Origin of the sequence: Streptomyces sp. NPDC047081 (assembly GCF_040643775.1) — a bacterium.
Taxonomy (GTDB): domain Bacteria; phylum Actinomycetota; class Actinomycetes; order Streptomycetales; family Streptomycetaceae; genus Streptomyces.
Map to the genome: position 1 here is coordinate 257,440 of NZ_JBEYUY010000004.1, position 21,286 is coordinate 278,725.

The window sequence follows — 21,286 nt, forward strand, 5'->3', positions numbered from 1 at the left end:
GGCGCGGCAAACTCATCGGCCGACGCGGATCGCGCGGGCCAGGAAGTGGTGCGGGGCGTCCTCGTAGCGGGCCAGGTCCCAGCCGGCCGCCTCCAGTGCGGGTCGCAGGTTCTCCTCGGCCAGCGGGTCGGCGGGGTCGAGGGGGCGGCCGTGGCGGGCGGCGCGTTCGGCGCGGCCGGAGGGGTGGTAGAGGAGCAGGACGCCGTCGGGGGCGGTCACCCGGGCCCATTCGCGCAGGGCCGTCGCGGGGTCGGGGACGTGGTTGATCAGGCCCGCGCTGAAGATGCCGTGGACCGCGCCGGTCGGCAGCGGCAGCCGGCAGGCGTCGGCGAGCAGCAGCTGCCCGTCCCCGGCCCGGCCTTCGCGCAGCGCCGCCGTGAGCATCGCGGGCGTCAGGTCGACGCCGGCGACGACGCCCTCGGCGCCGACCTGCGCGCGCAGTGCGGGAAGCGCGCGGCCGGTGCCGCAGCCCAGGTCGAGGACGCGCTGCCCGGGGCGCAGGCCCATCCGCCCGACCGCCTCCGCGTACCGGGGTCCGTCGCCGGCGAACCGCTCCTCCCAGGTGGCCGCCCGCCGCGTGAAGAAGGCGCGGGTCGCGGTCTGTTCGGCGCGGGTCGCGACGAAGGCGGCGAAGCGCTTGAACACGCCGTCGCGGTGCCGGGCGAGCGCGGCGAGCTCCGCGGGCGCGGACTCCAGCAGTCCGGGCGCGGTGGCCGCCTCCTCCGGGAAGGCACGGGCGAACGCCTCGACCGTCTTCTCGACAGCCTCCAGATGGAACTGGATGCCCCAGGCCGAGCCCCCGACCCGGAACGCCTGCACCGGGTAGCGGTCGCAGGAGACGAGTAGCGTCGCCCCGGCCGGCAGATCCATGGTGTCGCTGTGCCAGTGCAGCACCCGCAGCGTCTCGGGCACGGCGCCGAAGACGGGGTCGTCGTGCGCGGCCTCCGTCATCCGTACGTCACCCCAGCCGACCTGCGCTCCGGTGCCGGGCTTGGCCGCACCGCCCGCGGCGATCGCCAGCAGCTGCGCGCCCAGACAGATGCCGAGCACCGGGACCTCGGCCTCCAGTGCGGCCACGAGGAGTGCCAGTTCCGCCGTACGGCTGGGAAAGTCCTCGTAGGCGGCCATCGCCCCGCCCATCACCACGAGGGCCACGATGTCGTCGGCCGTCTCCGGCACCGGGTCGCCCGCCCAGGTCCGGCACACCCGCGTCGGCAGCCCGGCCGCCGCCAGCGCGGTGCCGATGGCGTAGGCCCCCTCCTGCGGCGCGTGCTCCACGATCTGGATCACCGACGACCACCTCCCGGACGACCGTACCCGGACAGCGGTGCATGGGAAACGCAGATGCGGCATGAGCATCGCCGCTCGTGCCGCATCTGCCAATCCTCATCTCCTTCAAGCTCGCACATGCGATCACCTCGGGTCGGACCTCGGCGCGTCGGGCGCCCAAGCCCAGGATCGCGGCAAGGACGACCGGCGGCAGCACGACGCCCGGCCCGACGGCCTCAGGTGACGTCGGAAATCGACTTTCCGACCGCCTTGAGGGTGAGGGGTTTGCCGTAGTCGCCCTTGTACTTGTACGTCGGGGCGTCGCAGCGGTAGGGGCCCTGGTCGGCGCCGAAGTCGGCCGCCTTCCAGCCGTCCGCGGTCGTCTCGACGATGGAGTAGCACTTGGGCGGGATGTTGTTGCGGCTCAGGTCGGTGGGGGCCTGCAGTCCGCCGCCGGTCCAGTCGGTCTGCTTGACCGCGTTCTCGTAGACGCACTTGCGGGTGAGGGTGGCGCAGTCGCGGGCCGACGTGGCGAACAGCAGCCAGGCGGAGAAGGCGCGCAGCACCGGGTAGGTGACGGCCGCGTCGGGGGCGTACTTCTTGAAGAGGTCGATGACCTGCTGGGTGGCCGGGTTGGCGGAGGCGCTCTCCAGCGGGGCGGTGGCGGAGAGTTCGGCGTAGTTGTGCTGCTTCGCCAGGGCGGGGCCCGCGAGCTGGACGAACGCCGGGCCGTAGGCGTTGCTGTTGGCGTCGATCCAGTCGGGGGCGTAACCGAGGTTGGTGAGCGCCTGCTCCAGCTTGGCGAGGCTCGCGAAGTCGCCGAGGAAGACCAGGCCCTTGACGCCCTTGTTCTTGATCGACTGGGCGTACGGCGTCCAGTCGGAGACGCCGACGGCCGGGTAGAGGTCGTTGTAGGCGACCTTGCCGCCCAGGCCGCCGATGCCCTCCTTGTACTGCGCGGCGAAGGTCTTGCTGACCGGGCTGTCGCCGGCGATGATGCCGACCTTGCGCGCGGAGTCCGGGTACTTCTCCTTGAGCAGCCAGTTGTAGTACCCGGCGTAGGGGAAGTAGCCGACCCCCGCGCCGGTGGCCAGGACCTGGAGGTCGGAGCCGACGGCCTGGGTGGACTGGGCCGGGAAGTCGGGCAGCAGGCACTTCAGCCGGTCGGCCACGCCGAGGCCGTCGAGTGCGGCGCCGCCGCCGACCAGTGCGAAGTCGGACTTGCAGGCGGCCAGGACGCCCTCGCGGGCCTGGAGCAGCTTGGTGTCGTGGGTGACGGGGGCGAGCTTGCGGCCGTTGATGCCGCCGGCCGCGTTGCACCAGGCCGTGAACACCTTGGCGGCGTCCGGGAATTCGGAGTTCTTGGTGAACCCGATGTCGGACAGCACGCCGACCTGGACGGACTTGTCGGTGACTCCCTGGACCTCGGAGGACTTGGCGGTCCCGGGGCCGCAGACGTTCTTGAGTGTGCCGAAGTCCGCCGACTGCGCGGCGGCGCCCGAGGAGGAGGGGTCGGTCGCCTTCGCCTCGCCCTCGGTATCGGAATGACCGGAGCACCCGGCCAGCAGCAGAGCGATCGCGGTGACCGCTCCCATCAGCAGCTTGCGCACGGTGCCTCCTCGGGAAGGTCGGACGTCGTCGTCCGAGGGAGGTGGGAGGGAAGGGCTCTGCTCGTCGGGCGGAAAGTACATTCTCCGAATCGGCGAAGCAAGCCCTCGCGCAAGAGAACAGGATACTCATCCGCTTCGGGGGGCCGGGTCGTACGCCGGTCGGTCATGAGCGCGCGCTCGGCTTCGGTGGGCCGACCGGGCGCGCGCGGACCGTCGCGCGGGTGTATGCCTGGGATATGCCTAGTGCGGCTCGCGCGGGCTTCGGCCGGTGGCGGTGGCCGAGCCGGGGGCTCGTGGCCATCCCCGTCGCGCTGATCGTCGCGATCACGGTCGCCGACATCCTGTCGCCCGAGAGCGTGCACCTCGGGCCGCTGCTCGTGGTGGCGCCGGCCCTCACCGCCTCCTTCGGCAGCTCCAGGCTCACCGCGCTGGTAGGCGGCCTCGCCGTGGCGGCGCTGTTGGCGATCTCCGTGATCCGCAACAGCGTCCTGACCCTGAACCACGAGAGCCAGGTCGCCGCGCTGCTGATCGTCTCCGCCTTCACCGTGCTCTTCTGCCGCCTGCGCGAACGGCATCTCGCGGAGCTGGCCCAGGTGCGCTCGGTGGCCGAGGCGGCTCAGCGGGTCCTGCTGCGTCCGCTGCCCGAGCTGATCGGCGACGTGCGCATCGCCAGCGCCTACCGGGCGGCCACGGACCAGGCCCGTATCGGCGGCGACCTGTACGCGGCCCTGCGCAATCCGCGCGGCACCCGGCTGCTGATCGGGGACGTACGCGGCAAGGGGCTGCCCGCGATCGAGGAGGCGGCGCTGGTCCTCGGCGCGTTCCGCAGCGCGGCCCACCGCGAGCCCACGCTGCCGGAGCTGCGCACGGAACTGGAGGACACGGTCTGCTGGAACCTGCTGCAGCCCCCGGCGGACCCGACCGCCGCCGACGAGTCGTTCATCACGGCCGTGCTGGTCGACATCGCGGACGACGGTTCCGCGATCGAGGTCCTCAACTGCGGGCACCCGCCCCCGCTCCTGGTCCACGCCGGCCGGGTCACCGCCCTGTCACCCCGGCAGTACGCCACCCCCATCGGCATGGGCCTGCCCCAGGCCCCGAACGGAGACGTGGACACCTTCCCCTTCGCCCCCGGCGACACCCTGGTGCTCTACACGGACGGCGTCACCGAGGCCCGCGACCCGGCGGGCCGTTTCTATCCCCTCGCCGACCGCCTCACGGCCTGGACGGACGCGGAGAGCCCCGAAGAGCTCCTCGCCCATGTGCGCAGGGACCTCAACGGCTTCTGCAAGGGCACCTTCGACGACGACGCCGCGATCGTCGTGCTCCGCCGCGAGGGCGTCACCGGGGACCGGAACCCGACCACGCTCGAAGCCGACCGCCCGTCGCGGGTCAGCTCAGGGTGATCTCCCAGGTGTCGACGGCGTAGTGCACGGTCATTCCGTTACGGCCGTACAGCCGGGGCGCTCCCGTGGTGTTCGCGGTGTCCACGCCGAGGCCCACCTCGGTGCGACCGCGGGCGGCGAAGGCCGCGAAGGCGTGCCGCAGCAGGAATCCGCCCAGGCCCCGGCCGCGGGCCTCGCGCAGCACGCCGAGGCTGCGGATCCACCCCATGGCCTCGCGGTCGTCGCGGGCCAGCAGGAACCCGGCGTCGCCCAGGTCCCCCGTCCCCGCGATCCACACCGTCGACCAGTCGAGCCCGTCGGCGTCGATGTCGTTGAGCCACTGCCCGTAGCCGCGCGGCTGGAAGTCGAAGTGGTCGGCGAAACTGGCCTGGTACAGGGCGTGCACCGTCTCCCGGTCCGCCTCCGTCGCACACGCCCGCACCCGCACCCCGGCCGGCACCTGCGGCACGCTGTCGCTCGCGGGATCCAGCGGCCGACGCAGTACGTGATAGCGCCGTACGACCTCCCATCCGCGCGCCTGGATCAGCCCGGTGTCGAGGGTGGGTCGGACGTTGAGATGGAGATGGACGACGGCCCGCTCGGCGCCGTTCTCCCGGGCCTTCTCCAGCGCCCGGGCCTCCAGCGCGCCGACGACGTGCTCGGCCGCCGCCTGCTGGTCGGGCAGCACATAGAGGTCGACGTCGATGCGCTCGTCCCCGGAGTCGTCCCACAGCAGCCCGTAGGCCACCAGCCGGTCCCCCTCGAACGCCAGCCACGAATCGCGCCCGAGATCGAACTCGGGGTTCTTCAAGTCGGCCTCGACCGTGTGCAGATCGGTCTCCGGGCGGCCGATCTCGATCGTGTCGATCTCGTTGAGCAGAGCCGTGAGCGCGGGTGCGTCGCCGAGGGTCGCGGGGCGCAGACGAGGAGGCATGGCCTCAGGGTCCGCACCCCGCCGACGGGTCGCAACGGATTTACCCGCGCTAGGGGACGAGCGACACCGCCAGTGGCGCCCACTCGACCCGCGTCCGCGCCCCGTCCGACGCCCAAGTCACCTCGATGCCTCGGTCGTTGACCTCCACGCCCGAGACCGCCGCGTCCAGTGCGACCGGTTCGGCGCCGAGGGCGGCCAGGCACACGTGGGTGGTCGTGCCACCCGCGGGCCCGGCGAGTCGCGGGACCTGGGCCCAGCGCGTGTACGCCGTTCCCTGGGGCGCGCGGATCAGGGCGTCCTCGTCCCAGCCGAGCAGACCGTGCAGGGCGGAGACCAGCGGCTGCTCGGGCCCGGTCGCCCAACCCGTCTGTGTGACACGGGAGTCGGCGGGCGCGCCGATCACCCGGTGGACGCGCAGTTCGTACGGCCCCCGGGCCACCGTCACGCTCTCCACCCGCAGCCCGGGCACCATCGGCGGGCCCGCGGCGAAGACCGGCCGGTGCCAGGAGGCGGCCCATCCCCAGCCGTCCCCCTGGCCCGCGCCCAGGGGATGGACCCGGCACCGCGCACTCCCCCGGCCGCCCACCTCGACCGACAGGTGGTTGTCCGCGACGTTCGCCTTCGCCGTGGGTCCCGTGTGCGTCGAGTACGCCTGCCGCGCGTAGTGCGGATCCTTCGCGGCCGCCGACTCGCCCTCGTGCGGCCGCACATGGTCGCTGCCGTGGTTGTGCAGTCGTACGATCCCGTCCGCGCTCGTCGTCTGGACGAGCAGGCCCGGCGCGGGCAACGCGAGGACACGGTCGGCCCGTTCGGCCGGCGCGGGCTCCTCGGGGGCCGTCCAGAGCGGGTGGTCGGGCGGGGCGAGGAGGGCGACGAAGGCCTTCGACGCCCAGTACGGGGAGGACGGGCCGGAGTAGGTCTGCAGGGTCGCCTCGTGCGGGCCGTGCCAGCCCAGGCTCAGCAGGCCGTCCTCGGTCAGGGCGCCGCGGTCCAGGAAATGCCGCAGACTGCCGCTGATCAGCCGTCGGGAGGTGCCCGGCGTCAGCGGGGTGTGGCCGGTGACGGCACCCAGGCCGACGGCCGAGGAGGCGGCGAACCGGTACGTCAGCGAGCGGCCGAAGTGCAGGGGCGCGCCGTCGCCGCCGAACAACAGGGAGAAGCCGTCGAGGTGTTGGCGCAGCCGGGAGCCATAGGGTTCCCGGTCCGTCCCGGCGAGATGGGCGTCCAGGACCGGATACAGGTGCAGGGCCCAGCCGTTGTAGTGGTCGAAGGCGCGTCCGTCGCCGTCGGTGTACCAGCCGTCGCCGACGTACCAGCCCTCCAGCAGGGCGCGGGCGCGCTGCCGTACGGCGGCCGTCTCGGCGTCGCCGCGGCCCACCGACTCCAGGAAACCGGCGACGGTGTAGGGGAAGAGGTACCAGTTGTTGGGGGCCGGGGTGTGGCGGAGGGCGCCGCGCAGCCATTGCTCGGCGCGGTCCTGGACGTCGGCGTCGAGGTTCTTCCACAGCCAGGGCGCGGTCATGCGCAGGCCGAGGGCGACGGACGCCGACTCGACCATGGGCTGGCCCTGGACGTGGTGGTCGAGGATGAGCGGCCAGGACTCGGTGTCGTCGCGGCCGGGGGTGCGGGTGCCGGCGGTGAGACCGCGGGCGTAGCGGTCGAGCCAGCCGTGCGGGTCGGCGCCGCCGGCGCCCGCGACGCGGAAGGCCGCGGCGAGGAACGTACGGGCGTATCCCTCCAGGCCGTCGGAGCGCACGCCCGAGCGGGAGGGGCGGCCCGGCAGGTCGAGCAGGGCGCACTCGGGGGTGGACCAGCGCCAGGCGGCGGCGAGCAGTCCGTCGGCCGCGGCTTCCCAGTGGGCCCGGGTGTAGCCGGTGTACGGGCTCGACTCCCGGTCCTCCGGGGGCAGTTGGGAGGGTACGGTCATGCCGTGTACGCCAGCCTTTCGCGTCGGACGGGGTGCAGGAAGCCGACGCCGGAGGCCCAGCGGGCGGTCTCGGCGACGGCGAGTTCGGCGAGCCGGCGCCACTCGTTGCCCTGCGACCCGGCGAGGTGCGGGGTGAGGAGCACGTTGTCGCAGTCCCACAACGGGTGCTCGGGCGGCAGGACTTCGGGGTCGGTGACGTCGAGGACGGCGCGGATCCGGCCGGCGCGGGCGGCGTCGGCGATCGCGTTCTGGTCGACGACCGCGCCGCGCGCGGTGTTGATGAGCACGGCGTCGGGGCGCATCGCCCGGATCAGGGTGCGGCTGACCAGTCCTCGGGTGGCGGGCAGCAGCGGGGTGTGCACGCTGACGGTGTCGCTGCGGGTGAACAGTTCCCTCAACTCGACGCGGCTGGCGCCGAGTTCGGCGGCTTCGGCGTCAGTGACGTAGGGGTCGTACAGGAGGATCTCGACGTCGTGGGGGCGCAGGAGTTCCATGACGCGGCGGCCGGTGAGGGAGGCCGAGAGGATGCCGATCGTGCGGTGGTGGTTGCCTACGGTGCGCGGGGTGCGCAGCCAGGGGGCGCGGGTGCGGGTGGCCTTGAACTCGCGGGCGCGTTCCAGGACTTGCTTGCCGGTGAGCAGGATCATCGCGACGGTGTACTCGGCGACCGGGAGGGCGTTCGCGGCGGCGGCCGAGGAGACCTCGATGCCGCGCTCCCAGCAGGCCTCGGTGATGTGCGCGCGCACGCTGCCCGCGGTGTGCACGACCGCACGCAGGCGCGGTGCCGCAGCCAGTACGGCCGCGTCCAGGGGCGGGCAGCCCCAGCCGGTGACCAACAGATCGACGTCGGTGAGGACTTGGCGGCCGCGGGGTGTGGTGAGGTCGTCGAGGACCGGTGGCGGGGTGAGGTGGCAGATGGCGGCGAGGGCTTCGAGGGACTCGGGGTCGAGGACGGCCGCGGCCGCGTCCTGGGACATGGCGAGGGCGGCTCGGGGGCGGTGCGTCGCGTCGGTCATCTGGTGCGTGAACTCCTCAACAGGCCGGGCTACTTGACGGAACCCGCGGTCAGTCCGCTGCGCCAGAAGCGCTGCAGCAGGGCGAAGGCGAGGATGAGCGGGAGGACGGCCAGCAGCGAGCCCATGATCACCACCGGGTAGTAGTCGGGGGTGACGGTGGCCGAGCTGTTCCACGTGTACAGGCCGAGGCTGACGGGATACAGGTCCTGGTTGGAGAGCATCACCATCGGCAGGAAGAAGTTGTTCCAGATCGCGGTCAGTTGGAACAGGAACACGGTGACCAGGCCGGGACCGAGCATGCGCAGCGCCACCCTGGCGTACGTGGTCAGCTCACCGGCGCCGTCGATGCGGGCGGCCTCCAGGACCTCGTCGGGGACGTAGCCCTGGCTGAAGATCCGGCCGAGGTAGACGCCGAAGGGGTTGAACAGGACCGGGATGAACACCGCCCAGAAGGTGTTCACCAGGCCGGTGCCGGAGGCCATCAGGTACAGCGGCAGGGCGAGCACGGTCTGCGGGACCATGACCGCGGCCAGGACCAGCCCGAAGAGCTTCTCCTTGTGCCGGAAGCGGTACTTGTCGAAGGCGTACCCGCAGGCCACGCTGACCAGCGCGCCGATCGCGGCGCCGAGGACGGCGTACAGCAGGCTGTTGAGGTACCAGCGGCCGTACTGGCCGTCGTCCATCGCGAACAGGTCGTGCAGGTTCTGCCCGAAGGCGAAGTCCTTGAAGGACAGGATGTCGCTGCTGAACAGGGCGTCGCGGGTCTTGCCCGCGGCCAGGACCAGCCACAGCACGGGCAGCAGGGTGTAGAGCACGGAGAGGGCGACCACGACGTTGACGGTGGCCCGGCCGAGCAGCCGGGGGCGCAGGAGGGTGCTGTCGGCGGTGCTCATCGGGAAGCCTCCTCGGCGCGGTCGAGCCGACTGGTCCAGCGGGTGACGCCGTAGGACAGGGCGATGGTGAACAGGAGCAGGACGACCGAAGCCGCCGCCGCCAGGCTGTAGTTGTTGCGGGTGAACGCGGCGTCGTAGATGTACATGCTGGGCGAGAAGCGGGAGTTGATCATCGGGGAGGACTGGCTGAGCAGCATCGGCTCGGTGAACAACTGCAGGCCCCAGACCAGGGTGAACATGGCGACCGTGACGATCGAGGCCCGCACCAGCGGGGTCTTGACCTGGAGGGCCGTGCGCACGGGTCCGGCGCCGTCGACGACCGCGGCCTCGATCACCTCGCGGGGCACGGCCTGGAGGGCGGCGTAGAAGACCACCATGTTGTAGCCGAGGTTGCTCCACAGGGCGATGTTCACGATCGACGGGAGCACGGTGTGCAGCCCGAGGAAGTCGATGGTGATGTCGGCCTTGGCGAACAGCTCGATGACCGGGCTGATGCCGGGGGTGTAGAGGTAGAGCCAGATCAGGGCGGCGATGATGCCCGGCACGGCGTGCGGCAGGAACAGGCCGAGCTGCGCCGAGGCCCGCAGCCGTACGACGCCCGAGTCCAGCAGCAGGGCCAGGGCGAGCGAACCCAGCACCATCAGCGGGATGTAGATCAGGCAGTACAGGGCGACCGTGCCGAGCCCGGACAGGAAGGTCGGGTCGGTCAGGACGGCCGTGTAGCTGCGCAGTCCGACGAAGACCGTGCGGGCGTTGCCGAAGCCGAGGCCGGGGTGGTCGTCGCTGTGGAAGCTGAGGTAGACGGCGGTGCCGACCGGGATCAGGAAGACGGTGACGAGGAGCGCGAAGAAGGGTGCCATCAGGGCGCCGCAGGCGCCGAGTTGGCGGCGCCGGGCCGCCTTGCGGGTGCGGCGGGCGGAGGCCGGGGCGGTGGCGGGGAGGGCTGCGGGCGGGGCGTGCTGGGTGGTCGCGGTCATGAGGGTTCACCTGCCTTTCGGGCGGCTCAGCTGCTGTGCTGCGTGGTGGACAGACCGAGGGCCTTCAGGTCGGGCATGGTGCCGTCCTGGGCCGCGCGCACGGATCCGATGAGGGTGCCCTGGCCGCCGCTCACCCGGGCGAAGCCGTCCTGCATCACCTTTCCGGTGGCGGTCATCCGCGGGCCCCACACCCAGCCGTCGCGGATCTTGTGGGCCTCCTCGTCGAAGAGGGTGTAGATGTCCTGGCCGCCGTAGTAGGAGGCGTCGAAGGCCTTGCGGTCGACGGGGACAAGCCCGGGGACCGCCGGGTACTGGCTGCTGGCGCCGCTGGAGAGACGGGCACGCAGCGCGTCCGGGTGGGAGACCTGCCACTCGATGAACTCCATGGCGGCCTCGGGGTGCTTGCTGTCCTTGGTGACGGCGAAGGTGGAGCCGCCGTGCGTGCCGACGTGCGGGCTCGACTCGTCCCACTGCGGCAGCGGCGCGATCCGCCACTTGCCCTTCAGCCCGGGCTGCGCCCGCATCTGCGCCCCGGCGTCCCAGGCACCGCTGAGCCGGGTCAGCACAAGCCCGTTGGCGATCTGCGCGTCGGACTGGCGGCTCTCGACGCCGTTCATGAACACCACGTCGGCGTCGACGAGTTTCTGCCAGTACGCCGCCACGCGCCGGGTCGGCGCGTCCGCGAGGGACACGTTCCAGGCGCCCTTGGAGGTGTCGAACCACTGGGCGCCGGCCTGCCAGCTGTAGGCGGCGAACTGCGTGGCGCCGTCCGTGGGGAACAGCACCAGCCGTCGCTCGGGCGCCTTGCGCCGGACCGTGTGCGCGAGTTCGGCGAACTCGTCCCAGGTGCGCGGCACTTGGAGGCCGTACTGGTCGAACAGGTCGGTGCGGTAGTGCATGACCATCGGTTCGACGTCGAGCGGGACGCTGTAGGTGCGGCCCTGGAAGGTGGTCAGGCCGAGGGCCTGGGGCAGGGTCTTGGCCTTGAGGGTGTCGCTGACCATGTCGGTGATGTCGCGGGCGACGCCGTCGATGGCGAAGCCCGGTACCTGCGGGTACTCGATGGTCGCGACGTCGGGTGCGTTGCCGGCCCGGGCCGCGTTGCTGAGTTTGGCGTAGCCGCCCTGGTTGCCGGACGGGATCTGCTGGAAGTCGACCTGGATGCGGTCGTGTGTGCGGTTGAACTCGTCCACCACTTCCTGGCTGCCGCGCAGGGCGGACCAGAAGGTGATGCGCGTGGTTCCACTGGTGCTGCTCGCGGTGGACGCGCCCTTGCTGCAGGCGCTCACGGCGCCCGCGAGCGGCAGGGCGGCCATCGCGGCGAGCACGGATCGACGGCTCTGTCGACCAGGCATGGCGCCTCCCGAGGCTCCCGCGTGCCCGGTTGGGCACGACCTGTTCGAGTCACGGGAATCCTCCGTGGCCGACAAGAAACGGTCAATAGAGCGATCAGAAGAAAATAAAGCGGTCAAACGCTCATCGCGCTACAGGGGCTTGGTCGAGCCGCGCACCTTCAGCGTCGGCAGCAGCTCCACGCGCTGCACCGAAGCCGTCCCCTCGCCCCGCGTCCCGTCGAGCCGGCGCAGCATCAGCTCCGCGGCCACCCGGCCGACCTCGCCCTTGGGCGGCGAGACGGCGGTCAGCGGCGGACTGGCGAGCCCGGCCACCACGTCGTCGTAGGCGACCACCGAGCAGTCCTCGGGCACCCGCACCCCCTGCTCGGCGAGCTGCTGCACCAGCATCAGCGCGTCCACGTCGCCGTGCAGGACGGCGGCGGTGGCGCCCACCTTGCGCAGCAGCGCGGCGAGGTCCGGCACGTCGGTGGGCTCGTGGTCGAGGCCGCCGCGCGACGAGCTGAGCGCCCAGGTCCACTCCTCGACGAGCGGATGGGCGCCGGCGATCTCGGTGAAGGCGGCGCGCAGGGTGCGGGCGGTGGGGCTGTCGTCGCGGGTCGCGAACACCAGCCGCCGGTGGCCGAGGCCGACCAGGTGCTCGACGGCGAGATGGGCGCCGTACCAGTGGTCGGAGCAGACCGAGTCCATGGCGTGCAGCGCGCTGCCCTTCGGCGGCCGGCGCTCCATCAGCACGGTCGGCACGTCCAGCTCGGCGAGCCAGCGGTAGTCGGCCTCCTCGGCGGCGGGGTCACGCCAGCGCGGCGCGAGCAGTACGCCTCTGGCGCCGTCGGCCAACGCCCGCTCCACCTGCGGGCGTTCGGCGCCCGGCACCTGGGGTGCGATGTGCAGGGCGACGCGCAGGCCGGCCGCGTCGAGGACCGTGCGGGCGCCGTGCAGGGCCTCGTAGAGATACGAGTGCCGCTCGGGCACCACCACGGCCACCGGGTCCCCCTCGCCGGTGGCGTGCTCGGGCAGCTCCTGTGCGGGCAGGGTCGAGCGCACGACCCCGTGCCCACGGCGCAGCTTGCCCTCCCGCATCAGCTCCTCGACGTCCCGGCGCACCGTCACCACGGACACCTGGAGCTCGGCGGCGAGGTCGCGCACGCGTGCCGTGCCACGTGCCTGCACCGCGGCAAGGATCCGCCGCCGTCTGAGATCGACCGGCTCCCGCATGTGGCCACCGCCCCCGGAATGTTCGTTTGAGCGATCGGGCCGCCATCATACGATCGCCCGCTCCCGGCGGACATCCCCAGGGCTTCGGCGAGGCACAGACACGCCGTCGACGTGCGCGGACGTCCCGCTGAGCGGGATCCATCCGCATTTCTGCCCATCTCATTGATTGTACCGACCGTTGGGTCTATCTTTCCCGCATCTCATCCCGGACCAGAGCCGCTCTCCGGTTCCGCTCACCCATGGAAGGCCCGTGATGTCCCAGACCCGTACCGCCGCCCCACCGGCTGAAGAGTCCTCCCTGTCCACCTCGCGCAACGTCCTCGTGGTCGTCGCGCTGCTGTGGACCGTCCAGCTGGTCGCTCTGGTGGCCGCGCTGTCCGGCATCTCGCAGGCCGAGGTCGCCATCCACTTCCGGACCACGCAGATCGCGTGGTTCACCCTGATGACCCTGCTGACCGGCACCTTCTTCCTGCCGTTCGCGGTCAAGGCCGCGGCGCTGTTCGGCAAGAAGAAGGTCCTGCTCGTCGCCACCGGGCTCGGCTTCGTCGGCGACCTGGTGGCCGCCCTCGCCACCGACTACCGGACGCTGCTGATCGGCCGCGGCATCGCGGGCATCTACGCGGCCACCGCGCCGATCGCCTACGCCATCACCCGTGACATCTTCCCGCGCCGCTGGGTCGGCCTCGCCAGCGGCATCATGGCCGGCGGCGTCGGACTCGTCGCCTTCGGCGGGCCGTTCCTGGCCGGCTGGCTGCTGGACGACTACGGCTTCCGCGGTGTGCTCTGGTTCATGGCCATCAGCACCTGCGTGAGCTTCGTCCTGGTGGCCCTCTGCGTGCCCGAGAGCCCGGTCACCGGGGGCGGCGGGCGCATGGACTGGATCGGCGGCCTGCTGCTCGGCGGCGGCGTCACCGCCGTCGTCTACGCGGTCGGCGAGGGATCGCAGTGGGGCTGGAGCAGCGGCAAGTTCCTGGCCTACATCGTCGCCTCGGCGATCGCCCTGGTCGTCTTCGTCCTCGTCCAGCGCAGAGTCGCCGAGCCGCTGTTCCCGCCCTCCATGACCCGGCGCCGGCCGGTGTGGACCGTGCTGCTGGCCACCTCCGTGGCGGCCGGCTCGCTCAACGCGGTCGGTGTGGTCGTCCAGTTGCTGGTGCTGATGCCGGCCATCCCCACCATCTCCGACGGCCTCGGCTGGTCCGGCGAGCACAACGCCATCGTCACCAGCCCGATCAGCGCCATGATCATCGTCGGCGCGATCGGCACCGGCTGGCTCGCCCGCCGTATCGACGCCCGGATCCTGCTGGGCATCGGCGCCGCTTGCGCCGTCATCGGTTACGCGATCGGCACCCATCTGCACCACAGCGCGGCCCAGATCGTCGAGATGGGTCTGATCGCCGGTCTCGGCACGGGCATGGTCGTCGCGATCGCCCCCATCATGATCATCGAGGTGGTCACCCCCGAGGAGCAGGCACTGGCCAACGGCGCCCAGACCCTGGGCCAGGGCGTCGCCCAGATCATCGTGTCCCAGCTGGCCTTCGTGGTGATGGCACAGCACGGCGCGATCCTGAAGGGCACCCAGTTCTACCTCGACCAGGGCTTCACCAACGGCCTGTGGCTGGTGGTCGGTTGCGTCGCGTTCGGCGCGCTGCTCGTCCCGCTGATTCCCCGGCCCAAGCGCCTCGCGGAGGCGGAGGTCGGCCAGGCAGTCTGACCGCGGGGGCCGGCACAGCACGAAGGGCCGGGCATCACGCCCGGCCCTTCTCGTCGTCTGTGATACGAGGGCGACGACTGTGGTACGACGGCGGCGACACACGCCCTACGCGTGTCGCCGCCGTCCGCCTACGCGTTCTCGGCACCGCCGAGCGCGGTCAGCTGGTGCTGCAGGAACGCGCCCGACCAGGCCATCAGGTCCGCGGGCACGTAGTAGCCCTTCTCGTCGTTGATGGCGTCCCAGTTGGCGGCCACGTCCTCGACGGTGGCGGCGCCGCCCTCGTGGGCGTAACCCTCGGTCGAGGCGATGAAGAGGCGCGCGAAGCGGCCCGCGCCGGCCGTGTAGATCTCGCCGCTGACCGGGCAGCTCTCGTGGGCGAGGTAGGCCACCATCGGCGCCACCGCGTCGGAGGGCATGTACGGCATGCCGGGGGCGGTCTCGGCGGGCTCCTCCTCGGGGCCGCCGCCCATCCGGGTCATGGCGGCCGGCGCGATCAGGTTGACCTTGATGTTGTGCGGGGCACCGGCCAGCTTCGCGCTGCGCGCCATGCCGACCGTGCCGGCCTTGGCCGCCGCGTACGACAGGTTGTTGTCCATGCCGAACATGCCGCTGGAGGTGGTGTGCACGATCCGCCCGTACCGCTGCTCGACGAAGTGCGGCCAGGCCGCGCGCATCGTGTTGAAGGAGCCGAGCAGGTGCACCGCGAGGTGGCGCTCCAGGTTCTCCGCGTCGATGTCGGGCAGGCCCGCGTACCGGATGATCCCGGCGTTGTTGACGAGGATGTCGATGCGGCCGAAGTTCTCGATCGCGGTGTCGACGATGGCCTGGCCGCCGGCCGGGGTCGAGACGTCGTGGGTGTCGGCGACGGCCGTACCGCCCGCCGCGACGATCTGGTCGACGGCCTTCTGCGCGGGGCCGGCGTCCGAGCCGTCGCCCTCCATGGATCCGCCCAGGTCGTTGACGACGACCTTCGCCCCCCGCTCCGCCAGGAGGCGGGCATGGGCCCGGCCGATACCGCGGCCCGCGCCGGTGACGACCGCGACGCGTCCTTCGAAGCTGAACTCGCTCATGCCTGACTCCTGTTGTACTGCGGTTGCGGGTGCCGGCCCCGCCCTGGTGGGCGGGGCCGGCGGTGGAGAGGTGCTTGCCCGACTACCAGGTGACCGGCAGCTCGGGGATGGCGAAGGCGAGCGCGTCGGCCGGGCGGAACTCGAGTTCGTCCCGGTCGACGGCGAGGCGCAGGGTGGGGATGCGCCGGTAGAGGGTGCCGTAGACGACCTGCAGCTCGATCCGGGCGAGCTGCTGGCCGAGGCACTGGTGGATGCCCCAGCCGAAGGCGTGGTGGTGGGTCGCCTTACGGGTGAGGTCGAGCTTCTCCGGCTCCGGGAACGCCTCCGGGTCCCAGTTGCCGGCGGGCAGCGGGACGATGATGCCGTCGCCCGCCTTGATCTGCACGCCCTCGAACTCGAAGTCCTCGGCGGCGATACGACGCTGACCGAACTGCGCGATGGTCAGATACCGCAGGATCTCCTCGACCGCGTTCTGGGCGCCCTTCGTGTCGTCGAGCTCGCGCAGCCGCGCCAGCTCACCGGGGTGCTCCAGCAGCAGCGCGGTGCCCATGGTGATCATGCTGGCGCTGGTCTCGTGACCGGCGATCAGCAGGATCATGGACAGCAGGGTGGCCTCGGGGAGGGTGAGGTCGCCGTCCTTGATCCGGGCGGCGAAGTCCGAGAGCACGTCCTCCTGCGGCTCCTCCATCTTCTTCTGGAGAAGCCTGGCGAGATAGCCGCCCAGTGCCTCGTTCGCCGCGTTCTGCTCCTCGGTCGTCTTGTCGCTCCGAGTGGCCAGACCGGCGTGCTCCTGGAAGAACTCGTGGTCCTCGTACGGCACTCCGAGCAGCGCGCAGATCATCAGCGAGGGAAGCGGCAGCGACAGCGAGGTGACCAGGTCGGCGGGGTTGGGGCCCGCCAGCATCTTGTCGATGAGCTCGTCGGTGAACGCCTGGATCTTCGGCCGCAGCGCCTCCATCCGGGGGCGGGTGAAGGGCCGGGTCATCATGCGGCGGATCCGCGTGTGATCGGCGCCGTCGGCGTTGAAGATGGTCAGCGGGTGGAGATGGGCGGTCTCCGCCATGGGCTTGTTCGGATACGGGAAGCCCGGCTGCTTGTCGTCGGAGCTGACCCGGGGGTCGGACAGGATCGCACGCTGTGCGGCATGGCCCGTGACCAGCCAGTGCTCGCTGCCGTCCCAGATCCGGGCCCGGGACACCGGGGCCGTCTCGTTCAGGGCGCGCAGCTTGGGCGGCGGGGCGAACGGGCACTTGGCGTCCCGGTCGTCCTGGTAGTGGTAGACCTGCTCGTCGGGGGCGAGGGTGACTGCCTCGGCCATGGTGGTTCCTCCGGTGATGGGGGGTGGGGGGAAACGACGAAAGGTTCAGGGGGTTCGGGGGCTATTCCTCGATGCGGATGGCCAGCGCGGGGCACACCGCGGCGGCGGTCCGCACGTCGTCGGCCAGGTCGTCCGACGGGTTCTCGTCGAGCAGGACGACGATGCCGTCCTCCTCACGCTGGTCGAACACGTCCATGGCGGCGTTCACGCACTGTCCGGCGGCGACGCATTTCTCCTCGTCGACGACAACCTTCATGGGGATCTCTCCTGATCGTTCAGTGGGTGGGGGCGGGAGCGTCGAGGGAGTCGACGATCTCCTGTCGGCGCAGGCGGGCCTGCTTGGGCATGTTCCAGCCGAGAACGCCGGTGACCCGGCCCTCGCTGCGGTACCGGGCGACGAACCGACGAGCCGTCAGATCGCCTTCCACGACGTCGACTTCGGCGTCGGCCGGCAGGAATCCGTGGACCTGGAGCTTGGCGTCGTACTGGTCGGTCCAGAAGTACGGCACCGGCGCGTACGGCCGTCCCTCGCCGAGGATCTCCCCGGCGACCGCCATGGCCTGCTCGGTGGCGTTGGTGCGGTTCTCCAGGCGGATCAGCCGGCCGAGGCCCTCGTGGTGCCAGCGGGCCACGTCGCCGACGGCGTAGATCCCCTCCCCCGCCCGGCAACGCGAGTCGCACACCACGCCGTTGTCGAGCTCCAGTCCGCTGTCCGCGAGCCACTCCGTCGCCGGGGCCGCGCCGATCGCCACGACCACCACGTCGGCCGGCAGCACCTCGTCCGTGGCCAGCCGGACGCCGGTGACCCGGCCGCCCTCGCCGGTGAGACCCACGACACCGGTGCCGAGCCTGAGCCTGACGCCGCGCTCGGTGTGCAGTTCGGCCAGGACGCCGGAGACCAGCGGGCCCACCTGCAGCGCCATCGGCGCGGCCAGCGGTCCGGTCAGGGTGACGTCCAGGCCGAGCGTGCGGGCGGTGGCCGCGATCTCGGAGCCGAGCACGCCCTCGCCGACGACGACCAGCCGTGAGCCGGCCAGCAGGTCCTCGCGCAGGGCCAGACAGTCGTCCAGCGAGCGCAGCACGTGCACGCCGGCCAGGTCCTGCTGTCCGGGCAGCTGCCGGGCGCGCACCCCGGTGGCGATGACGACGGCGTCCGCGGGCAGCTCCCGGCCGGACTGGGTACGGACGCTGCGGGCGGCCGTGTCCAGTGCGACGGCCGGGTCGCCGTACACGAACTCCGCGTCCAGCGCCGCCAGTACGTCCTGGGTGCGCAGGGCGGCCCGCTCCGGTTCCCAGGCTCCGGAGAGCACCTGCTTGGACAGGGGCGGCCGGTCGTAGGGGGCGTGCGGTTCGTCGCCGAGCACCGTGATCGGGCCCGCGTGGCCCTTGCGGCGCAGCGCCTCCACGGTGGTCAGTCCGGACGCGGAGGCGCCCACTACCAGGACGCGGGCGGGGGTCCCGGCGTCGTCGTCGATACTCATGCGTGGCTCCAGTGCGGCGTTTCGTGCGATGTTCGGTGCGAGAGGCGGGGACGGTCAGTAGACGTAGCGCCCGCCGTTGACCCCGAAGGTCTGGCCGGTCACGTAACCCGCCTCCTCCGAGACGAGGTAGGCGACCGCGTGGGCCACGTCCTCGGGGCTGCCGGCCCGCTTCATCGGCATCGTCGCCGCGGCCGCCTCCACGTCGATGGGGCCCTGGCGGACCAGCGGGGTGTCGATGAACCCCGGCGGGACGTGGTTGACGGTGATCCCCTTCTCGATGTACTCGACCGCGAGCGCCCGGGTCAGGGCGATCACTCCGCCCTTGGAGGAGGCGTAGTGCGCCATGGCCGGCGCACCGGTCTGGGCGGACGAGGAGGAGATGTTCACGATCCGGCCCCAGCCCGCCTCCACCATGTCGGGGATCAGCTGCTGGGTGACCAGGAACGGGCCCTTGAGGTTGATCGCGATCATGCGGTCCCAGGAGGCCTCGCTGATGCTGGTGAACGGCTCGTAGGCGGTCGTACCGGCGTTGTTGACCAGGATGGTGACCGGCCCGAGCTCCTCGCGGGTGCGTGCCGCGGAGCGGGCGACGGCCTCGGCGTCGGCTGCGTCACCGCCCACCGCGATGGCCGTGCCGCCGGCTGCCTGGATCTCGGCGGCGGTCTTCTCGGCGCCCTCGGCGTTCAGGTCCCAGACCGCCACGGAGGCGCCCTTGGCGGCCAGGACGGTGGCGATCCCGCGTCCGATGCCCCGCGCGCCGCCGGTGACGACAGCGACCTTTCCCTGAAGTGACATACGTGCTCCTTGTGTACGTGCTGGAGGGGGATGCCGGCGACGGGCTGAGCGCACCGTCGGCGGGACTTCGGGACCACCGGCCTAGGGCTCCAGCGCCTCACGGGCGGCGGTACGGGCGGCGACCGCCCGGGGGAAGCCCGCGTAACCGGCGGAGTGGTAGATGACTTCGGCGATCTCGTCCTGGGTCAGTCCGTTCGTGATGCCGATACGGACATGCGTCTTGAGCTCGGTCTCGGCCCCCAGGGCGATGAGCAACGCGATCGTGACCAGGCTGCGATCGCGCGGGGCGAGCCCCTCGCGGCTCCACAGCGCACCGAAGACGCTGGTCAGACCGATGTCGACGAGATCCTCGCCCAGGCGCCCGTCCCTCAGGTCGACATCGCCCTCGGGGAACACACCGGGCATCAGGGCCCGCATCGCCTTCCAGCCGGCGGCCCGCAGATCGGCGGTTTCCGCAACGCCGTTCTTCTCGCTCATGTCAGACTCCCGTCGCGCTTCTTCGCGTCCCTACGCGAAAGTTAGACCAGACGGTCGGTACAATCAATCTCTCAAGCGAGATTCACATCCATTGAATGAATCCGACCCCTCCTCTACTCTCGGCCTCATTATTCGACTGACCGGTCGAAACATCAAACCAGGCTCACGCGGGAGAGCACATGAGCGAAACGACGAAGACGGGCCCGGCGGACCAGGGCCTCGTGGACATACTGGTCATCGGCGCCGGTGTCACCGGCATCTACCAGCTGTACCGGGCCCAGGAGGAGGGCTTCTCGGCGAAGCTCCTCGAGGCCGGCAGCGGCGTGGGCGGCACCTGGTACTGGAACCGCTACCCCCAGGCCCGCTTCGACTCCGAGAGCTACACCTACGGCTACCTGTTCTCCAAGGAGCTGTGGGAGGAGTGGGAGTGGTCGGAGCACTTCGCCGGCCAGCCGGAGATCGAGCGGTACTTCAACTACGTCGTCGACCGCTTCGACCTGCGCCGGCTCATCGACTTCGGCGCGAAGGTGTCCTCGGCGGTGTGGGACGAGACGACCGCCGCCTGGACCGTGACCACCGAGTCCGGCACCGAGTACCGCGCCCGCCACGTCGTCGCGGCGACCGGCATCCTCTCCGTGCCGTTCATCCCGGAGATCCCCGGCCGCGCGGACTTCCGCGGCGAGCAGCACCACACCGGCCGCTGGCCCAAGACCCCGGTGGACTTCACCGGCAAGCGCGTGGCCCAGATCGGCACCGGCTCCAGCGGTGTGCAGATCGTGCCCGCGATCGCCGACGACGTGGCGCACCTGGCGGTCTACCAGAAGGTCGCCGACTGGCTCACCCCGCTCAACAACCGGCCCATCACCGCCGAGGAACAGGCCGCGCTCAAGGGCGACTTCGAGACCATCCGGGACACCCTCAACACCTCGCCAAGCGGCTTCCTGCACCAGATCACGATGCGCTCGGGCCTGGAGGACACCCCGGAGCAGCGCCAGGAGTTCTACGAGCAGAAGTGGAACAGCCCCGGCTTCACCAAGCTCTCCGAGCACTACTACGACATGACCACGAACCCCACGGTCAACGAGGAGTTCTGCGAGTTCATCGCGGACAAGATCCGCTCGATCGTCAAGGACCCGGCGACGGCCGAGAAGCTGATCCCCAAGGGCCACGGCTACGGCGGCCGCAGGCCCCCGTTCGGTACCGGCTACTACGAGACGTACAACAAGCCGAACGTCGAGCTGGTCGACATCAACGAGACGCCGATCGTCCGCATCACCGAGACCGGGATCGAGACCTCCGAGGGCCACCAGGAGTTCGACATCATCATCTGGGCGACCGGCTACGACTTCGGCACCGGCGCGCTCAACCGGCTCGGGGTGCAGGGCCGGGGAGGTCTCGGGCTCAAGGAGTACTGGGCGGACGGCCCGTCCACCTACCTCGGCATCGCGACCGCGGGCTTCCCCAACTTCTACTTCCCCGGCGGCCCGCACGGCGCCCTCGGCAACAACCCGCGCTACTCCGGCGACCAGGTCGACTACGTGATGGACCTGCTCGTCCACGCCCGCGAACACGGCCACGAGGTCGTCGCGGTCACGGACGCGGCCGAGCAGGAGTGGACGGACCTCGTCAACGGCAACGAGGCCCAGCTGTCCTTCCTCAAGAGCAGCTACTTCTACGGCGCCAACATCCCCGGCAAGGCCGTGAAGCAGCTGCTCAACCCGATGGGGCGGTACAAGCTCCAGGAGCTGATCCGCGAGTCCGTCGAGAACGGCTTCCCGGCCTTCGACTTCGCCAAGGCGGCTCAGCGGCAGCGGGCCTGAGCAAGCGGAACGCCGGTGCCGCCCGTCGATCGGGGG

Annotated in this window: 18 protein-coding genes; 3 read left to right on the forward strand and 15 right to left on the reverse strand. The window is 71.3% G+C overall.

Annotation, left to right across the window (positions count from 1 at the left end):
* Positions 1-12: 12 nt before the first annotated feature.
* Together ABZ848_RS09565 and ABZ848_RS09570 are read right to left on the reverse strand one after the other, a co-directional pair.
* Positions 13-1,290: a methyltransferase domain-containing protein gene (locus ABZ848_RS09565; protein WP_360827955.1), complete on the reverse strand. Its 1,278-nt coding sequence runs from the start codon at positions 1,288-1,290 to the stop codon at positions 13-15.
* Between the two features lie 215 nt (positions 1,291-1,505).
* On the reverse strand, positions 1,506-2,879 hold the full coding sequence (locus ABZ848_RS09570; protein ID WP_360827958.1) for an ABC transporter substrate-binding protein: 1,374 nt from the start codon (positions 2,877-2,879) through the stop codon (positions 1,506-1,508).
* A gap of 236 nt (positions 2,880-3,115) precedes the next feature.
* Between ABZ848_RS09570 and ABZ848_RS09575 the strand changes: the two genes are divergently transcribed.
* The gene (locus ABZ848_RS09575; RefSeq protein ID WP_360827960.1) at positions 3,116-4,285 is read left to right on the forward strand and encodes a PP2C family protein-serine/threonine phosphatase; all 1,170 of its coding nucleotides are present in this window, start codon (positions 3,116-3,118) and stop codon (positions 4,283-4,285) included.
* Here ABZ848_RS09575 and ABZ848_RS09580 read toward each other — a convergent pair.
* The 7 genes from ABZ848_RS09580 to ABZ848_RS09610 all read right to left on the reverse strand — a co-directional run bounded on the left by ABZ848_RS09580 (position 4,272) and on the right by ABZ848_RS09610 (position 12,578).
* Positions 4,272-5,198, reverse strand: a complete 927-nt coding sequence (locus tag ABZ848_RS09580) for a GNAT family N-acetyltransferase (protein WP_360827963.1) — start codon at positions 5,196-5,198, stop codon at positions 4,272-4,274. The two genes, ABZ848_RS09575 and ABZ848_RS09580, sit on opposite strands and share 14 nt — an antisense overlap.
* A 49-nt stretch (positions 5,199-5,247) precedes the next feature.
* Positions 5,248-7,125 (reverse strand): DUF2264 domain-containing protein, encoded by a 1,878-nt coding sequence (locus ABZ848_RS09585; RefSeq protein WP_360827966.1) that lies wholly within the window; start codon positions 7,123-7,125, stop codon positions 5,248-5,250.
* Positions 7,122-8,141 carry a hydroxyacid dehydrogenase gene (locus tag ABZ848_RS09590; RefSeq protein ID WP_360827969.1) on the reverse strand — a complete coding sequence of 340 codons (1,020 nt, stop codon included), beginning with the start codon at positions 8,139-8,141 and terminating at the stop codon, positions 7,122-7,124. Before ABZ848_RS09590 ends, ABZ848_RS09585 begins: the two co-directional genes overlap by 4 nt.
* Positions 8,142-8,170: 29 nt before the next feature.
* Positions 8,171-9,034, reverse strand: coding sequence for a carbohydrate ABC transporter permease (locus ABZ848_RS09595; RefSeq protein WP_360827971.1), 864 nt, complete (start codon positions 9,032-9,034; stop codon positions 8,171-8,173).
* Entirely contained in the window at positions 9,031-10,011 is a 981-nt protein-coding gene (locus ABZ848_RS09600) for a sugar ABC transporter permease (protein WP_360827974.1), read from the reverse strand. The genes ABZ848_RS09595 and ABZ848_RS09600 overlap by 4 nt, the downstream gene beginning before the upstream one ends.
* 26 nt (positions 10,012-10,037) lie before the next feature.
* Positions 10,038-11,366 (reverse strand): sugar ABC transporter substrate-binding protein, encoded by a 1,329-nt coding sequence (locus ABZ848_RS09605; protein WP_360827977.1) that lies wholly within the window; start codon positions 11,364-11,366, stop codon positions 10,038-10,040.
* 129 nt (positions 11,367-11,495) lie between these two features.
* Complete coding sequence (locus ABZ848_RS09610; protein ID WP_360827980.1) at positions 11,496-12,578, reverse strand: substrate-binding domain-containing protein; 1,083 nt, start codon at positions 12,576-12,578, stop codon at positions 11,496-11,498.
* A 253-nt stretch (positions 12,579-12,831) separates the two neighbouring features.
* Here ABZ848_RS09610 and ABZ848_RS09615 point away from each other — a divergent pair, with 253 nt between their 5' ends.
* Positions 12,832-14,289 carry an MFS transporter gene (locus ABZ848_RS09615; RefSeq protein ID WP_360827984.1) on the forward strand — a complete coding sequence of 486 codons (1,458 nt, stop codon included), beginning with the start codon at positions 12,832-12,834 and terminating at the stop codon, positions 14,287-14,289.
* A 128-nt stretch (positions 14,290-14,417) separates the two neighbouring features.
* On the opposite strand, the gene ABZ848_RS09620 is transcribed toward ABZ848_RS09615, so the two are convergent.
* The 6 genes from ABZ848_RS09620 to ABZ848_RS09645 form a co-directional block, all read right to left on the reverse strand.
* Positions 14,418-15,359 (reverse strand): SDR family NAD(P)-dependent oxidoreductase, encoded by a 942-nt coding sequence (locus ABZ848_RS09620; RefSeq protein ID WP_360827987.1) that lies wholly within the window; start codon positions 15,357-15,359, stop codon positions 14,418-14,420.
* Between the two features lie 82 nt (positions 15,360-15,441).
* Positions 15,442-16,677: a cytochrome P450 gene (locus tag ABZ848_RS09625; protein ID WP_360827990.1), complete on the reverse strand. Its 1,236-nt coding sequence runs from the start codon at positions 16,675-16,677 to the stop codon at positions 15,442-15,444.
* Positions 16,678-16,738: 61 nt separating this feature from the next.
* Positions 16,739-16,933 (reverse strand): ferredoxin, encoded by a 195-nt coding sequence (locus ABZ848_RS09630; RefSeq protein WP_242767751.1) that lies wholly within the window; start codon positions 16,931-16,933, stop codon positions 16,739-16,741.
* Between the two features lie 19 nt (positions 16,934-16,952).
* Positions 16,953-18,158, reverse strand: coding sequence for an FAD-dependent oxidoreductase (locus ABZ848_RS09635; protein ID WP_360827994.1), 1,206 nt, complete (start codon positions 18,156-18,158; stop codon positions 16,953-16,955).
* A gap of 54 nt (positions 18,159-18,212) precedes the next feature.
* Positions 18,213-18,953 carry an SDR family NAD(P)-dependent oxidoreductase gene (locus tag ABZ848_RS09640; RefSeq protein ID WP_360827996.1) on the reverse strand — a complete coding sequence of 247 codons (741 nt, stop codon included), beginning with the start codon at positions 18,951-18,953 and terminating at the stop codon, positions 18,213-18,215.
* 81 nt (positions 18,954-19,034) lie between these two features.
* Positions 19,035-19,430, reverse strand: a complete 396-nt coding sequence (locus ABZ848_RS09645) for a carboxymuconolactone decarboxylase family protein (protein ID WP_360827999.1) — start codon at positions 19,428-19,430, stop codon at positions 19,035-19,037.
* A 179-nt stretch (positions 19,431-19,609) separates the two neighbouring features.
* On the opposite strand from ABZ848_RS09645, the gene ABZ848_RS09650 reads away from it, so the two are divergent.
* The gene (locus ABZ848_RS09650) at positions 19,610-21,250 is read left to right on the forward strand and encodes an NAD(P)/FAD-dependent oxidoreductase (RefSeq protein ID WP_360828001.1); all 1,641 of its coding nucleotides are present in this window, start codon (positions 19,610-19,612) and stop codon (positions 21,248-21,250) included.
* Positions 21,251-21,286 lie beyond the last annotated feature (36 nt).

Bases quoted from the DNA above. Each gene is read 5' to 3' on its own strand.
- ABZ848_RS09575 (WP_360827960.1), top strand. From the start codon at position 3,116: ATGCCTAGTGCGGCTCGCGCGGGCTTCGGCCGGTGGCGGTGGCCGAGC.
- ABZ848_RS09580 (WP_360827963.1), bottom strand. From the start codon at position 5,198: ATGCCTCCTCGTCTGCGCCCCGCGACCCTCGGCGACGCACCCGCGCTC.
- ABZ848_RS09585 (WP_360827966.1), bottom strand. From the start codon at position 7,125: ATGACCGTACCCTCCCAACTGCCCCCGGAGGACCGGGAGTCGAGCCCG.
- ABZ848_RS09590 (WP_360827969.1), bottom strand. From the start codon at position 8,141: ATGACCGACGCGACGCACCGCCCCCGAGCCGCCCTCGCCATGTCCCAG.
- ABZ848_RS09595 (WP_360827971.1), bottom strand. From the start codon at position 9,034: ATGAGCACCGCCGACAGCACCCTCCTGCGCCCCCGGCTGCTCGGCCGG.
- ABZ848_RS09600 (WP_360827974.1), bottom strand. From the start codon at position 10,011: ATGACCGCGACCACCCAGCACGCCCCGCCCGCAGCCCTCCCCGCCACC.
- ABZ848_RS09605 (WP_360827977.1), bottom strand. From the start codon at position 11,366: ATGCCTGGTCGACAGAGCCGTCGATCCGTGCTCGCCGCGATGGCCGCC.
- ABZ848_RS09610 (WP_360827980.1), bottom strand. From the start codon at position 12,578: ATGCGGGAGCCGGTCGATCTCAGACGGCGGCGGATCCTTGCCGCGGTG.
- ABZ848_RS09615 (WP_360827984.1), top strand. From the start codon at position 12,832: ATGTCCCAGACCCGTACCGCCGCCCCACCGGCTGAAGAGTCCTCCCTG.
- ABZ848_RS09620 (WP_360827987.1), bottom strand. From the start codon at position 15,359: ATGAGCGAGTTCAGCTTCGAAGGACGCGTCGCGGTCGTCACCGGCGCG.
- ABZ848_RS09625 (WP_360827990.1), bottom strand. From the start codon at position 16,677: ATGGCCGAGGCAGTCACCCTCGCCCCCGACGAGCAGGTCTACCACTAC.
- ABZ848_RS09630 (WP_242767751.1), bottom strand. From the start codon at position 16,933: ATGAAGGTTGTCGTCGACGAGGAGAAATGCGTCGCCGCCGGACAGTGC.
- ABZ848_RS09635 (WP_360827994.1), bottom strand. From the start codon at position 18,158: ATGAGTATCGACGACGACGCCGGGACCCCCGCCCGCGTCCTGGTAGTG.
- ABZ848_RS09640 (WP_360827996.1), bottom strand. From the start codon at position 18,953: ATGTCACTTCAGGGAAAGGTCGCTGTCGTCACCGGCGGCGCGCGGGGC.
- ABZ848_RS09645 (WP_360827999.1), bottom strand. From the start codon at position 19,430: ATGAGCGAGAAGAACGGCGTTGCGGAAACCGCCGATCTGCGGGCCGCC.
- ABZ848_RS09650 (WP_360828001.1), top strand. From the start codon at position 19,610: ATGAGCGAAACGACGAAGACGGGCCCGGCGGACCAGGGCCTCGTGGAC.